The 14,030-nt window shown below is 39.1% G+C and carries 13 protein-coding genes and 1 other annotated feature; of the genes, 6 read left to right on the forward strand and 7 right to left on the reverse strand.

What is annotated here, in order from left to right; translation table 11 throughout:
• Positions 1–182: hypothetical protein (locus tag AB7942_RS12055; RefSeq protein WP_369447035.1), on the forward strand; the 182-nt coding region annotated here is incomplete at its 5' end.
• 463 nt (positions 183–645) lie between these two features.
• The gene (locus AB7942_RS12060; protein ID WP_369447036.1) at positions 646–1,065 is read left to right on the forward strand and encodes a hypothetical protein; all 420 of its coding nucleotides are present in this window, start codon (positions 646–648) and stop codon (positions 1,063–1,065) included.
• Between the two features lie 89 nt (positions 1,066–1,154).
• Here the strand turns inward: AB7942_RS12060 and AB7942_RS12065 are convergent, their stop codons facing one another.
• The gene (locus AB7942_RS12065) at positions 1,155–1,343 is read right to left on the reverse strand and encodes a DUF6954 family protein (RefSeq protein WP_214732634.1); all 189 of its coding nucleotides are present in this window, start codon (positions 1,341–1,343) and stop codon (positions 1,155–1,157) included.
• A 113-nt stretch (positions 1,344–1,456) separates the two neighbouring features.
• Positions 1,457–2,710: a tyrosine--tRNA ligase gene (gene tyrS, locus AB7942_RS12070; RefSeq protein WP_369447037.1), complete on the reverse strand. Its 1,254-nt coding sequence runs from the start codon at positions 2,708–2,710 to the stop codon at positions 1,457–1,459.
• Positions 2,711–2,757: 47 nt separating this feature from the next.
• Positions 2,758–2,976 (reverse strand) — a binding site (T-box leader).
• A 145-nt stretch (positions 2,977–3,121) separates the two neighbouring features.
• Here tyrS and AB7942_RS12075 point away from each other — a divergent pair.
• Positions 3,122–5,983 carry a transglycosylase domain-containing protein gene (locus AB7942_RS12075; protein WP_369447038.1) on the forward strand — a complete coding sequence of 954 codons (2,862 nt, stop codon included), beginning with the start codon at positions 3,122–3,124 and terminating at the stop codon, positions 5,981–5,983.
• A gap of 111 nt (positions 5,984–6,094) precedes the next feature.
• Here the strand turns inward: AB7942_RS12075 and acsA are convergent, their stop codons facing one another.
• On the reverse strand, positions 6,095–7,813 hold the full coding sequence (acsA, locus tag AB7942_RS12080) for an acetate--CoA ligase (RefSeq protein ID WP_369447039.1): 1,719 nt from the start codon (positions 7,811–7,813) through the stop codon (positions 6,095–6,097).
• 221 nt (positions 7,814–8,034) lie between these two features.
• Between acsA and AB7942_RS12085 the strand changes: the two genes are divergently transcribed.
• From AB7942_RS12085 to AB7942_RS12095, 3 genes are read left to right on the forward strand one after another with little or no spacing between them, the layout of a single operon-like run.
• Positions 8,035–8,667: a GNAT family N-acetyltransferase gene (locus AB7942_RS12085; protein ID WP_369447040.1), complete on the forward strand. Its 633-nt coding sequence runs from the start codon at positions 8,035–8,037 to the stop codon at positions 8,665–8,667.
• 36 nt (positions 8,668–8,703) lie between these two features.
• Complete coding sequence (locus AB7942_RS12090) at positions 8,704–9,351, forward strand: acetoin utilization AcuB family protein (RefSeq protein WP_168245346.1); 648 nt, start codon at positions 8,704–8,706, stop codon at positions 9,349–9,351.
• On the forward strand, positions 9,348–10,520 hold the full coding sequence (locus AB7942_RS12095; RefSeq protein WP_369447041.1) for an acetoin utilization protein AcuC: 1,173 nt from the start codon (positions 9,348–9,350) through the stop codon (positions 10,518–10,520). Before AB7942_RS12090 ends, AB7942_RS12095 begins: the two co-directional genes overlap by 4 nt.
• 37 nt (positions 10,521–10,557) lie before the next feature.
• Here AB7942_RS12095 and ccpA read toward each other — a convergent pair whose 3' ends face one another.
• The 4 genes from ccpA to AB7942_RS12115 all read right to left on the reverse strand — a co-directional run bounded on the left by ccpA (position 10,558) and on the right by AB7942_RS12115 (position 14,029).
• A complete protein-coding gene (gene ccpA, locus AB7942_RS12100) occupies positions 10,558–11,556 on the reverse strand; it encodes a catabolite control protein A (protein ID WP_369447042.1) in 999 nt (332 codons plus the stop codon).
• 248 nt (positions 11,557–11,804) lie between these two features.
• Entirely contained in the window at positions 11,805–12,884 is a 1,080-nt protein-coding gene (locus AB7942_RS12105; protein WP_335712922.1) for a bifunctional 3-deoxy-7-phosphoheptulonate synthase/chorismate mutase, read from the reverse strand.
• A 219-nt stretch (positions 12,885–13,103) separates the two neighbouring features.
• On the reverse strand, positions 13,104–13,439 hold the full coding sequence (ytxJ, locus tag AB7942_RS12110) for a bacillithiol system redox-active protein YtxJ (protein ID WP_088089278.1): 336 nt from the start codon (positions 13,437–13,439) through the stop codon (positions 13,104–13,106).
• 95 nt (positions 13,440–13,534) lie between these two features.
• Positions 13,535–14,029: a YtxH domain-containing protein gene (locus AB7942_RS12115; protein ID WP_369447043.1), complete on the reverse strand. Its 495-nt coding sequence runs from the start codon at positions 14,027–14,029 to the stop codon at positions 13,535–13,537.
• Between the last annotated feature and the right edge of the window lies 1 nt (position 14,030).

The following is a 14,030-nucleotide window of genomic DNA, read 5'->3' on the forward strand; positions in this document are numbered from 1 at the left end:
AGGGAACTTCCCAAATATTACCTCAAGAATCAAACGATGAGAGTGAAAATAACAACAATAACACCAATAATAGCCCTCAGGGAACTTCGCAAAAATCATCTATTGAAGATGAACTTGATGTGTCAGCCCTTTTATTCTCATTATTCTCATTGAAAAAGATTTTACGAAGATTAAATTTTTAAAGTTTCTTACTCATAGTCATAGTGGTTCGTAGAGTAGTTAAAAATGAAGGGACATTGTCAACAAAAACGCTTGATAATGTCCACTCATTAAATAGGTTATTTCTTCATGAAATTTTGTTTTTGCCCAAGCCGTTTTAGTTTTAATAACATTTAGTGCGAGTGTCAATTTTCACACTTTCCTCTGATTGAAGCGTCTAACGCTTCTTTTTTACTTCTTCTTTATGACTAATAAGACATAAAGAGACTTTAAAGAGTAAATGATTTTCCACTCTCTTTTTTAACGATTGAGCAGGGTCTTCTTAAGTATTGCCATTTTTCTAATCTTGAAGAAACTTATTTTCAAGGTAGTTAAAAAGTGAAAAAGACAAATAATTAAAAGACAGGCCATTTGCTTAGGACAAGTTCCTCCCGTTATACATATGATGCAGTGTAATTAAATAAACTTAAAGGGGAGATTTTTTATATGAGTGAAAACCTCATGAAATATTTTAAAGATACAGTAATCAAGGTTAATCGAGACGGATCGGAATCCAAAATTGGGAAGTTATTGGCTGAAAAAGACGATTATATCGTCGTTCTTACAGAAGAGCATGGAGTCGTTTATTACAAAACTCAACACATTAAAAGTTTTACAGAAAATATGAAAGGGAAGTGGGAATTCGACGTTGAAATTCCTGAGAATTTTAAAAATGCTGAGAAATTTAAAGACCTACTTAAATCATTGAAATATCATTGGGTAAAAATTAATCGTGGAAGTTCTGAAATGGTTAAGGGAGTACTTTGTGAGGTAAAAGATGATTTTGTTCATTTGGTCGCTAATGAGGAACTCGTTCGCATTCCCATGTTCTACATTAATAATGTTAGTTATAGGAGTAAAAATTAAAAAGCTGAATCCGAAGAAACTAAGTCACGAGGACATGAGTCACGTTAATAAGGTTAAAGCCCTCATACCCATTGGTATGAGAGCTTTTCCTATCTTCGATTGACCCATTTGATAGATTTCCGATATAAAAAGGCTAGTATTATATAGATGACAACTACGATAGCCGCAGTCGATAATCTTTCTTGTAATACCCCGTCTGCATATAAAACAGGACCAAGTCCGAAAAATGTAACAAGTGCGATGAGAATAATAAATACGGCGTGTAATAAAATTTTCAATACATTCACCCCCATATTCGTTCCTTTTATATTAGACGAAATAAATTAACCCGTTGTTACACGGATATCCTTATAGCAAAAAAAGGGCTTTGATTTCCAAAGCCCTTCTTTTATTAGTATTTAATTAACGTATACTTCTTTTTACCTCTTCTAATAATCGTAAACTTTCCTTCAATTCGATCGGATTCTACTAAGATATAAGCGTTGTCCGTAATTTTTTCACCATTAACAGTAACAGCACCATTTGAGATGTCTTCACGTGCTTGACGCTTGGATGGGGAAATTTTCGCCGCAACCAAAAGATCGACCAAATTCTCCTCCTTTTGCGAAGTATAAGCTGGTACATCTTTAAAGCCCTGCTCGATTTCCGCACCTGAAAGACTTCTTACATCCCCGCTAAATAACGCCTGGGAAATTTTGATGGCCTGTTGCAAGGAATCTTCACCGTGAATCAAACGAGTCAGTTCTTCAGCTAATACCTTTTGTGCCTTACGAAGATGCGGCTCTTCCTGAACAGCTTTTTCTAATTGTTCAATTTCCTCGTGCGAAAGGAATGTGAAAATCTTTAAGTATTTCACCACATCTGCATCAGCCGTATTAATCCAGAACTGGTAGAACTCGTATGGGGTAGTTTTTTCAGGATCTAACCAAACGGCACCGCTTTCCGTTTTTCCAAACTTTGTACCATCTGCTTTTGTCACAAGCGGAATGGTTAACCCATATGCCTTCGAGCTTTCTGGCTGAACTTTGCGGATTAATTCCAATCCTGAAGTTATGTTCCCCCACTGGTCACTTCCGCCAATTTGTAATTTACAGTTGTGATGCTCATATAAATGAAGGAAATCCATCGCTTGTAAAATGGTATAAGTGAATTCTGTAAACGAAATACCTGTTTCAAGCCTTGATGCAATGGTATCCTTCGCCAGCATGTAATTGACACCGATATGCTTGCCGATATCACGCAAGAAGGTAACGACATCCATTGAGCCTGCCCAATCATAGTTATTAACCATGATCGCCCCGTTTTCACCTTCAAATTCGAAAATAGATTCAAGTTGCTTTTTGATACCTGCTACATTATCCTGCACTGTTTCTAATGTTAACAGCTTTCGTTCTTCACTTTTACCACTTGGATCTCCAATCAAGCCTGTCGCTCCTCCGACTAACACAATCGGACGATGTCCATGCTGCTGAAATCTTCTAAGAGTTAAAAATGGCAGCAAATGGCCGATATGCATACTATCTGCGGTTGGGTCAACACCGCAATATAAAGAAATTTGCGCCTTGCCTAATGTATCCTTTAAACCTTCTGCATCCGTCTGCTGATAGATAATTCCTCTCCATGCCAAATCCTGTAATAAATCCATCCTATTCCCTCCAATTTGGTAAAAAAATAAAAACGCCCCTGCAAAAATGCAGGGACGTAAATTTACGCGGTACCACCCAGCTTGAGGAAAGTTCCTCCAACTCAAAAAATTAACGGTTTAGACCGTTCTCCGCTACTAAAAATCAGGTTTCACAGAGAAAGCTCAGGGGAGTAATTCACTCTTCTATATGTATCAGCTCGCACCACCGCTGACTCTCTAAAAACAGGGATAGAAGAACTACAGTTGGTTCCCTTCACAGCTTTTTATTAAATTAATGTATAGCTTTTTTTACCATATATAAAGCTCCCTGTCAAACCCAACTGGAAATTTCAGATAAATGTAGAAGTTTGTCAGTTTTTATACCTTTGGTATGCTATAATGTACTTGATTTTAGATGAGGTGATACTATAGATGGTTGAAAAATTACAAGCATGGATAGAAAAAGCAAAATCCTTACTGAACATATTTACCCATAGAAAAACGGTTAAACGTGCACGAATCACATATCAAGTAGTTTGGAATCTGTTACTCCTTGTATTAACAGTCGTCATTCTTGGCGGATCATTTGCCACAGGTGTTGGTGCTGGTTATTTTGCTTCACTTGTAAAAGATGAACCTGTTCGCTCGTATGACAGCATGAAAAAAGATATTTATAACTATACGGAAACTTCTGAGTTATATTTTTCGGATAATGTTTATCTTGGTAAACTTCACACCGACTTGGAACGGGAAGAAGTAAAATTGGACGATGTATCAAATGATTTAGTCAATGCGGTAGTTGCAACTGAAGACGAATACTTTTACAAGCATAAAGGAGTTGTCCCAAAAGCAGTATTTCGGGCCGTCTTTCAGGAAGTGACAAATTCTGCTGTTCAATCCGGCGGTAGTACGTTAACACAGCAATTAATAAAAAATCAAATCTTAACAAATGAGGTCTCGTTTCAAAGGAAAGCCAATGAAATCTTACTTGCTCTTCGTTTAGAGAAATTTTTTGATAAAAAAGAAATTCTTGAAGCTTATCTTAATGTGTCTACCTTAGGAAGAAATTCGTCTGGACGAAACATTGCTGGTGTCCAGGCAGCGGCAAAAGGGATCTTTGGTAAAAAGGCTAGTGATTTAACACTTCCGCAAGCCGCTTTCATTGCAGGGTTGCCTCAAAGCCCGTTTGGATATACCCCGTTTACACGGGAAGGGATGATAAAAGAACCGCAATATCTCGAACCAGGTCTCACACGGATGAAAACCGTCCTAAAGAGAATGTTTGACGGTGGCTATATTAACGAGCATGAATATGCGCAAGCCTCTGCCTATGATATTAAAAAGGATTTTATCAAACCGGTCGCAAACCCACTGGAAAAATACCCATGGTTAACAGTCGAAATTGAAAAGCGTTCGATTGAAGTCCTGACTACTGTCTTAGCAAAAAATGATGGAATTTCAGAGAAAGAGTTAAAAAACGATGACAATCTTGCTTATAAATATCAAATATTAGCTCGAAATGCTTTGCGTCAAAATGGATATAAGATTCATTCGACGATAGACAAAAGCATATACGATGCGATGCAAAAGGTTAAGGATAATTATCAATATTACGGACCCGATAAGCCTCAAGAAAAAAAGGATCCTGAAACAGGAGAAATAAAAACAGTTATGGAACCTGCGGAGGTTGGGGCGGAACTGATCGAAAACAAGACTGGAAAAATTATCAGTTTTGTCGCTGGAAGGAATTATGACGATCAACAGCTTAATCACGCAACCAGTGCCATCAGACAAAACGGTTCTACCATGAAACCACTTCTTGTCTATGCACCAGCGATTGAGTTAGGAAAAGCAGCTCCGGGAACACCGCTGCCAAATGTAGCGTTAAGTCTTGCTCCCGGCAGAAGTGATCCTTGGCCGCAAAATTATGACTATCGGTACAGTGGACTGGTTTCAGCAAGATATGCATTAGCGAAATCCTATAACGTACCAGCGGTTAAGCTTTACAAGAGTATCGTTGATCAACGTCCCGCCAAGTATCTTGAAAAAATGGGATTTACCTCTTTAAGAAAAGATGATTATACCAATCTAGCTACTTCGATTGGATCGATGACAAATGGGGTAACCATCGAAGAAAATACGAACGCATTTAGTACCTTTGCTAATGATGGAAAATTTATTGATGCCTATATGATTGATAAAATTGTCGATAAAAACGGCAAGGTTATCTATCAGCACGAAGTGAAGCCTGTTAATGTCTTTAAGCCGCAAACAGCCTATTTAACGATTGATATGATGCGTGACGTGGTAAAGATGGGAACGGCAGCAGGAGTTAGAAGCAAACTAAATTTCAGTGCGGACTGGGCTGGAAAAACTGGGACAGGAAATCAATATATTGACTCTTGGTTCGTTGCTTCAAACCCTAATGTCACCTTTGGTCTGTGGAGAGGGTATGATACACCAAAATCGCTCCAGACATCCGGTATGTCTTATAGTTCACGGACCAATAACTTATGGGCTCAGTTAATGAACGCTGCCTATAAAATTAAACCTGATCTAATTGCTCCAAAAACGTCATTTAAAATGCCAAAAGGAATCGTTCAACGTTCTTATTGTGCGGTTTCCGGAATGCTGCCTTCCGAGGCATGTTCAAAAGCAGGATTAATCGAAACAGATTACTTTAATGTCAATAATGTACCAACAAGAGTTGATGATAGCTTAATTGAAGGAAAATATGTTATGGTTGGCGACAAAAAATATTTGGCCTTGGATTCTACACCAAAAGAGTTTGCCCAATTTGGTCTCATTTTAAATCCTGATTTTATCAAACGAATCGTAGGAAGTAACTTCCATAATTATAGACAACTAATTCCACAGAAGGAGCGCTGGGGGAAAATTCTCGTATCAAGTGCAAGAATGTACGATAACGGCAAGAACCCTGACAGTGTCGTCTTAAAAGTAGAAGGAAATACATTGACATGGTCAGCATCTGGTGATAATGATGTTGTCGGTTACCGCGTCTATCAAGGTGGATTAGTTTCAGCAAAAGTAGGCAGTGTGATCAATGGCTCAAAACGATCATTTCAAGCTGGTACTGGTACCTATTATGTAACGGCGGTCGATATTGCTGGTAGAGAGTCTGCCCCATCGAATCTGGTTGAGGCTGGAGTAATAGTAACACCACCACCTGTAGATCCAACTAAACCTGCAGTACCGAAAGACCCTGCTAAACCTGGTGTACCGAATGGCCCTAATGTTCCAACTAAACCGACTGAGCCAACAACAACACCGTAAATATTTAAAACTGCACCGATAGTTGGTGCGGTTTTTTTGGCTTTTATCACACTAAAAAGCCAGGCATCTAGCCTGGCTTTTTAGTGTTTTTTCCCTATGAAAAACAGGTCTTTAATCTTCCATTGTAGAAAGGTCACCTGTTGGCAGGTTTAGTTCCCATGCCTTTAACACACGTCTCATGATTTTCCCGCTTCTTGTTTTCGGCAGCTTATCACGGAAATCAATTTCCCTTGGTGCTGCATGAGCGGCAAGACCTCTTTTCACAAATTGCCTGATTTCTTCTTTTAGTTCGTCCGTTGGAGCATAGCCGTCTCTGAGTGCAATGAAGGCTTTAATGATTTCACCACGAACTGGGTCTGGTTTACCGATGACACCGGCTTCAGCGACGGCAGGATGCTCGACTAGCTTGCTTTCTACTTCAAACGGTCCTACGCGCTCCCCTGAGGTCATAATAACGTCATCGACACGGCCCTGGAACCAGAAATAGCCTTCTTCATCCATGTAAGCAGAATCGCCTGAAACGTACCAATCGCCTGGCATAAAGTATGATTCATATTTCTCTGGATTATTCCAAATTGTATTCATCATGGAAGGCCAGCCTTTTTTAATCGCGAGGTTCCCCATCCGATACGGCGGAAGTTCATTCCCTTGATTGTCAACAATCGCTGCTTCTACACCTGGAATCGGTTTCCCCATTGAACCGGGTTTAATTTCCATACAAGGATAGTTACTAATCAATTGCGCACCAGTTTCTGTCATCCACCAGTTATCATGAATTCGCTTATTGAATACCTTTGCCCCCCATTTAACAACTTCAGGGTTTAATGGTTCCCCGACGCTTAGAACATGGCGTAGACTGCTTAGGTCAAATTTCTTAACCAATTCATCACCTGCACCCATTAACATTCGGAATGCCGTAGGAGCACTGTACCAAACGGTTACACCAAAGTCCTCAATCATTTGATACCAGGATTCTGGACTAAATCGACCTCCGACAATCACATTCGAAGACCCTGTTAACCATGGCCCAAAGATACCGTAAGAAGTACCGGTTACCCATCCTGGGTCAGCAGTACACCAATAAACATCATCCTCTTTTAGATCGAGCACCCATTTAGCTGTTTGGTAATGCTGAAGCATGGCATTATGTACATGCAATACGCCTTTTGGTTTTCCTGTTGAGCCTGATGTGTAGTGCAGGATCAAGCCGTCCGTTCTGTCAACCCATTCAATTCGAAGATCCTTGCTTGCGGCTTCAAATTTTTTCAAAAAGTCAATATATCGGCCTTGTTCATCAACATTTTTACCGATAAGGAAAATATGCTTCAGTGCAGGCAGGTCTTGAACTGGCACCCGGTCCAACAGTTCAGGTGTCGTGACTAAAACTTTCGCTTCACTGTCTTGCAGACGGTCCCTGACAGCCCCTTCCATGAATGCTTCAAATAAAGGACCAACAATAGCCCCAAGCTTGATTGCACCCAAAACGGTAAAGTAAAGTTCTGGAGAGCGCGGCATAAAAATAAATACACGGTCACCTTTTTCTACATCCCCGTAAGTTTTTAACACATTGCCCGCTTTGTTTGATAGATCTTTCATTTCTTTAAAGGTGTACTTCTCATTTCTTGATCCATCACGATAGTATAGTGCAACTTTATTTTTCCGGAAGGTTTTCGCGTGACGGTCAATGGCCTCATACGCCATATTGACAAGCCCCGTTTCACTCCATGTAAATTCCTTTTCTGTTTCCTTCCAGTCGAAATGCTTGTACATTTCTTGATAATTACCTAGATTATGATCCCCTTGCACAACTGGCAACGCTTCCACTTTCATTCAATCTCCCCCTTTGAGTTTATTTAAAATTATTATAGTACAAATAATAACTATTCACAATTTTTAAAAAAGTACTATATTATTATTTTTTTATATTTATACATAAAATGTCAATATTTTTTTACTATAAGACAGAAAATTTTGTGAAGTTACTTTTCTGTAATAGATTTTATGTATAATAGAATTATAATTAGAAAGATTTTTCCAGGGTAGGTGACCGTATGGAACACAAAAAGACATACAATGCCAAACAATTAAAAACACCTCACGGGTCTATAATTGTTGAAGGGCCTATTACTTCAGATAAACTTGCTGGCTTTGAATTTCACGAAGACCTCACTGCCTTCCGCCCTCCTGCACAGCAGCATCAGGCTTTAATTGGTATTGCAGAGCTTCCAGAAGGTAGAATTATTATTGCAAGGGACAGAAACACCATTGTCGGATATGTTACTTTTCTATATCCTGACCCGCTTGAACGATGGTCAGAAGGCAAAATAGATAATTTAATAGAATTAGGTGCCATCGAGGTGATTCCTCAATTTAGGGGATGTGCAGTCGGGAAAAGCCTATTAATTGTCTCCATGATGGATGATGCGATGGAAGATTATCTTACCATAACAACAGAGTACTATTGGCACTGGGATTTAAAGGGTACCAAACTAAATGTGTGGGAGTATCGGAAGATCATGGAAAAAATGATGAATGCGGGCGGCCTTGAGTGGTATGCAACCGATGATCCTGAAATTTGTTCACACCCTGCTAATTGTCTCATGGCTAGGATGGGAAAAAGAATCGATATGGAAACCATCCAAAAATTTGACCGTCTCAGATTTATGAACCGGTTTATGTATTAATCATTTTATTGATATTTGGGTAAGGAGGATTTTCTTATGATTGTAGAACAAATCATGAAAATAGATGTTGCAGTACTTCTGCCAACAGATACCATTGCTGATGCAATCCAATTAATGGAGTCAAGAAAAATCCGCCATATTCCTATAATTAATGAGGAGAAACATTTAGTTGGTCTTGTCACTGTTTCGAAAATACATGAGGCAACTCCATCTATTTTTCATGCCAATGAGCATCCAGAGGATATGAAAAAGCCACTTGAGGCGATTATGGAACGCAATGTCATTACAGGCCATCCTCTTGATTTCGTCGAGGAAGTGGCAGGTCTCTTCTATGAGCATAAAATCAGTTGTCTGCCGATCATAAATAACCGGGAATTGGTTGGAATTTTGACCGAAACAGATTTGCTGCGGACATTGGTTGAATTAACAGGGGCCCATCAGCCTGGATCACAAATTGAAATTAAGATTCCCAATCTTGCGGGTAAACTCAGTGAAATCACTGCTGTTATTAAGAACCGGAAAGCAAATATATTGAGTGTATTAGTCTACCCTGATAAAACAGATGAGCAATATAAAATCCTTGTGATAAGATTGCAAACTATGAATCCCACTGTATTAATTCAAGACCTTAAACAGGCTGGCTTTCATGTATTATGGCCAAACCTTCCGGGGATTTCAATATGAGCGATAAGTGTTCCTTTATTTTTTCAGACGAACTGCTGAAATATAAATTTAGCAATCAGCATCCTTTTGACCAATTCCGGCTTAAGTTAACAGTAGACCTATTAGAGAAGATTAATGCTCTTAATCCAGACGATGTCATCCCGCCCAGAATGGCATCCATGGAAGAGTTAGCTTTAATACACGACCTAAGTTACATAGAAGCAGTGAAAAAGGCGGGAAATGGCCAATTGCCACAAGATATAGCAGAAAACTATGGTCTTGGTACGGAAGACACTCCTATATTCCCTAACATGCATGAAGCGAGCGCCTCACTTGTTGGGGGGACATTAACGGCCGTCGATCAGGTTATGACTGGAAAGGCACTTCACGCTCTTCATCTTGGCGGAGGATTGCATCACGGATTCAGAGGAAAAGCATCTGGATTTTGTGTTTATAATGATAGCTCGGTCGCCATCAAATATCTTCAGGAAAAATATAATGCTCGTGTCTTATATGTGGACACCGATGCACATCATGGCGATGGGGTTCAATGGTCCTTTTATGATGATCCAAATGTATGTACCCTGTCGATCCATGAGACAGGAAGATATTTATTTCCAGGTACAGGCAATGTAAATGAGCGCGGTCAAGGGTTAGGCTATGGCTATTCCTTTAACATCCCCGTTGATGCCTTTACCGAAGATGAATCGTGGCTGCAGGCCTACACACATGCGTTTAGAGAAGTGGCTGAGTTTTTTAAACCGGATGTGATTCTAACCCAAAATGGTGCAGACTCCCATTATTTGGATCCTTTAACACACCTTTCTTCAACAATGAAAATCTATCGAGAGATACCAAGGCTTGCACATGAAATTGCCCATCAGTATTGTAACGGGAAGTGGATTGCTGTCGGCGGCGGCGGTTATGATATCTGGAGGGTAGTTCCAAGAGCATGGTCCCTTATTTGGCTGGAAATGACAGAAAACTCAAACTGTTATGGCAGTTTACCTAAGGAGTGGTTAGCTTCCTGGCAGAAGGAATCTCCTGTATCGTTACCAAAGGAATGGGACGATCCAGAAAACTTATATACTCCCATCCCTAGAAAAGCAGAAATTACCGAAAAGAATTTATTAACCCTCGAAAAGTCACTTTATCCGATTCGAAGTCAGCAAAAGAGCGAATCCGTATAAAAAAGTGGGGTGGCCAACATGTGGCCACCCCATTATTTTATTTTGTTGATTGTCGGTGTTCAATCCGATGTGGGAGAACCACAATTTGTTCTGACACCTGTTCTTTGTTCATTAATTTGGTTAAGAGTCGCATTGCAACCGCGCCAATATCATATAATGGCTGAACAATGGTAGTTAGCTGCGGGCGCACCATTAGTGATAGCCTTGTATTGTCAGATGTGATAACCTCAAAATCTTCAGGGATCTTATAGCCTTTGTCCTCTGCACCATGGACAACGCCTAGTGCCATCTCATCAGAACCCACTAAGATGGCTGTAGGTCGGTCTGCCACTTCAAGTAATTTTTCTATAGCTTCAATCCCAGAATCGTACGTATAATCTCCTTCAACCACAAGTTCTTCATTATAAGGAATACCGGAATCTTGTAATGCTCTTTGATACCCTCTTAACTTTTTAAACGTATTTTTAGGTTCATGGAGTGGTCCAACTACAAAGGCAATATTCTTATGACCTTTTTCTATAAATTCCTTGATTGAGTCATATACCGCTTCTTCATAATCAATATTTACAGATGGAATCTTGTTTGATTCTTCAATCGATCCTGCCAACACAATCGGTACCGGTGATTTTTCAAATTCCTCGACATGTTCGGCTGTAATATTACCACCCATGAAGACTAATCCATCCACTTGTTTACCGAGCATCGTATTAAGCAAATGTAATTCTTTATCTTTGTTTTGGTCGGAATTACTTAAAATGATATTGTACTTATACATCGTTGCAATATCTTCAATCCCACGGGCTAATTCGGCAAAAAAGATATTTGAAATATCTGGAATAATAACTCCAACTGTAGTAGTTTTTTTGCTTGCCAATCCTCTAGCGACAGCATTTGGACGGTAGCCTAATCTGTCAATAACTTCTAAAACCTTTTTGCGGGTCACTGGCTTTACATTCGGATTTCCGTTAACCACACGGGAAACGGTTGCCATTGAAACATTGGCCTCTCTTGCTACATCATAAATAGTAATATTCACTTAACACACTCTCCTAAAACGAACATCGTTTTCTTTATTTTACATCAGCTTGTATAAACTTAAACATTTAGTTTTTGTTTTTGTTTGTGAGAACGTAAACAATCTTTAATATGTATTTAATGATACGACAAGAAGATTAAAGCCGCAATTGCATTTGTCAACATTTTTTGCAAAATAGCTAAATATTATCAAAAAAACCTCCTGCAAAGGAGTTGCAGAAGGTTTTTCATAAAACTATCTACTTGAAATTAGAGTCGAACATAATTGGATGCAAGCAGTTCATTGAAGAATTTATCAAATTGATTAAGATCCATTTGCTGCTTTTGATCCGAAAGTGCCACTGCTGGATCTGGATGAACCTCAGCCATTACACCATCTGCACCAATTGCAATCGCAGCCTTAGCACATGGCAATAGTAAATCTCTTCTACCTGTAGAATGCGTTACGTCAACTAATACAGGTAAATGTGTTTCTTGCTTTAAAATAGGTACTGCTGAAATATCTAGAGTGTTTCTTGTAGCACGTTCGTAAGTCCTTATGCCACGCTCACAAAGGATGATTTGCCCATTCCCTTGTGCCATAATGTACTCGGCAGCATTGATAAATTCTTCGATTGTAGCCGCAATCCCTCTTTTTAACAGAACTGGTTTTTTGACGGAACCTGCTGCTTTTAACAGTTCAAAGTTCTGCATATTGCGTGCCCCAATTTGAATGACATCGATATAGTCACAAGCCATTTCAAGATCAGCAGGGTTTACAATTTCACTAATAACAGCCATATCAAATTCCGTTGCAACACGTTTCAAGATTTTTAATCCCTCAACACCTAGCCCTTGGAAATCGTAAGGAGATGTTCTAGGTTTGTAAGCTCCGCCACGTAATAGGTTTAATCCTTTTTCTTTCATTGCTTTTGCTACAGTTGCCACTTGCTCATATGACTCGACTGCACATGGACCAAAAACGAAGTGTGGTTTGCCATCGCCAATATTTTCACCCTTTAAGGTAACAATGGTGTCTTCAGGCTGCTTTTTTCTTGAGACAAGTAAGGCTTTACTATGGTCATCCTGTTGCAGGTCAAGACCAGCTTTAAAAATCTCTTTAAAAATATGATCAATGGTCGAATTTTCAAAAGGCCCATCATTATGCTCTTTGATAATATCAAGCATTTTTCTTTCACGGACTGGATCGTAACGGTAAACCCCTTGGTTTTCTTTAACCCGCCCTATATCCTGAACGAGCTGTGCTCTTTCATTAATTAACCTCAACAATTCTAAGTTTAGTTCATCGACACGCGACCTCAATTGTTCTAATTCAATTTTTTTGCCCATCCTTCGTCCCCGTCCTTCCTTTGCTAATCAGAACTCTATAAAATAAGGCTCTGAATGCCTTTTTTTCTTCTGTCATTATAATATCGGTTCAAGTTTAAGAATTTAAATATTATAACAATTTAATAATTAGGACTTATTATAGCGGATAAATATTTGTTTGTCACTTGTTTTTTCTTTAACGATTAAACGCTTTTAAGCGCTAAAGCGTTTTGTGATATATTATGCTTGATTTTCACCAAAAGCACCTGTCAAAGAACGACTTGTTATTTTCCAGTGTGAAGTATTCCATAAAGGCTCTCCGTTTGAAAACAAGATGGTTTGTGGCGATTCATGTTTGATTTGAAATTTTTCTGCTACTTCATTGGACAACGGACGAGAATCCTGAACAGCTAAGAAATAAGTGGGTACAGCTTGATTTTCATTTGCAAATTTTTCATATTCCTTATATGCAGCATGGCTAATCGGACACGTTAGGCTATGCTTTAAGAGAAAAAACGTACTCTCCTTTTTTAATACTTCATCAAATTGTTCAATTGAATCAATTTTCTCTAACATGTGTACATACCTCCAGAAAATAAATAAACGGTGAAGTAATTTTATCACTCCACCGTTTTTATAACAAATAAACAGATTTAGCTTGCGACTAATTTTTATAGTTTAACCTTATTTTCTTCCTCATCAAAGGCCTTTTCGGCTTCTTCCAGCTTTTTTCTTATTTCTGAGCTATCAAGGGGTCCAATTTCGATTGACCTCTTCGAATCTATCTTTTCTTTTGAAGTTTGAAGAGGAATATAGTTTAATTCTCCATCTTCTTTCAACTCGTCTTGGCTCGTTATTTTTCCTTTTACCTTGTTCAATAGTTCTTGGGATTGTAGGACAATTCCTTGGGAAAGGCTGGATCCTTTGGACGCTAATTCATTGCTTTTTGTCATTACATTTTCACGCATGGCAGCTGTTTTATCGAGGATCGTTCCAGCTTGGTTATTAAACTTATTGCGGAGATCTTTTCCAGACTTGGGAGCCAAAAGCAGTGCCGCAGCTGCACCAACCACTCCTCCGATAATTGCTCCCAGCAAAAAGCTATTGGAAGACTCCTCATTCCGAGTTTGATTCGTATCCCGTGAATCATATTCTCTATTAGGCATT

It is taken from the genome of Neobacillus sp. BF23-41, from assembly GCF_041106275.1.

Excerpts from the sequence above, each read along its gene's own strand:
- AB7942_RS12085 (WP_369447040.1), top strand. The coding sequence starts at position 8,035 with ATGGAACACAAAAAGACATACAATGCCAAACAATTAAAAACACCTCAC.
- AB7942_RS12075 (WP_369447038.1), top strand. The coding sequence starts at position 3,122 with ATGGTTGAAAAATTACAAGCATGGATAGAAAAAGCAAAATCCTTACTG.
- AB7942_RS12095 (WP_369447041.1), top strand. The coding sequence starts at position 9,348 with ATGAGCGATAAGTGTTCCTTTATTTTTTCAGACGAACTGCTGAAATAT.
- acsA (WP_369447039.1), bottom strand. The coding sequence starts at position 7,813 with ATGAAAGTGGAAGCGTTGCCAGTTGTGCAAGGGGATCATAATCTAGGT.
- AB7942_RS12060 (WP_369447036.1), top strand. The coding sequence starts at position 646 with ATGAGTGAAAACCTCATGAAATATTTTAAAGATACAGTAATCAAGGTT.
- AB7942_RS12105 (WP_335712922.1), bottom strand. The coding sequence starts at position 12,884 with ATGGGCAAAAAAATTGAATTAGAACAATTGAGGTCGCGTGTCGATGAA.
- tyrS (WP_369447037.1), bottom strand. The coding sequence starts at position 2,710 with ATGGATTTATTACAGGATTTGGCATGGAGAGGAATTATCTATCAGCAG.
- AB7942_RS12090 (WP_168245346.1), top strand. The coding sequence starts at position 8,704 with ATGATTGTAGAACAAATCATGAAAATAGATGTTGCAGTACTTCTGCCA.
- ytxJ (WP_088089278.1), bottom strand. The coding sequence starts at position 13,439 with ATGTTAGAGAAAATTGATTCAATTGAACAATTTGATGAAGTATTAAAA.
- AB7942_RS12115 (WP_369447043.1), bottom strand. The coding sequence starts at position 14,029 with ATGCCTAATAGAGAATATGATTCACGGGATACGAATCAAACTCGGAAT.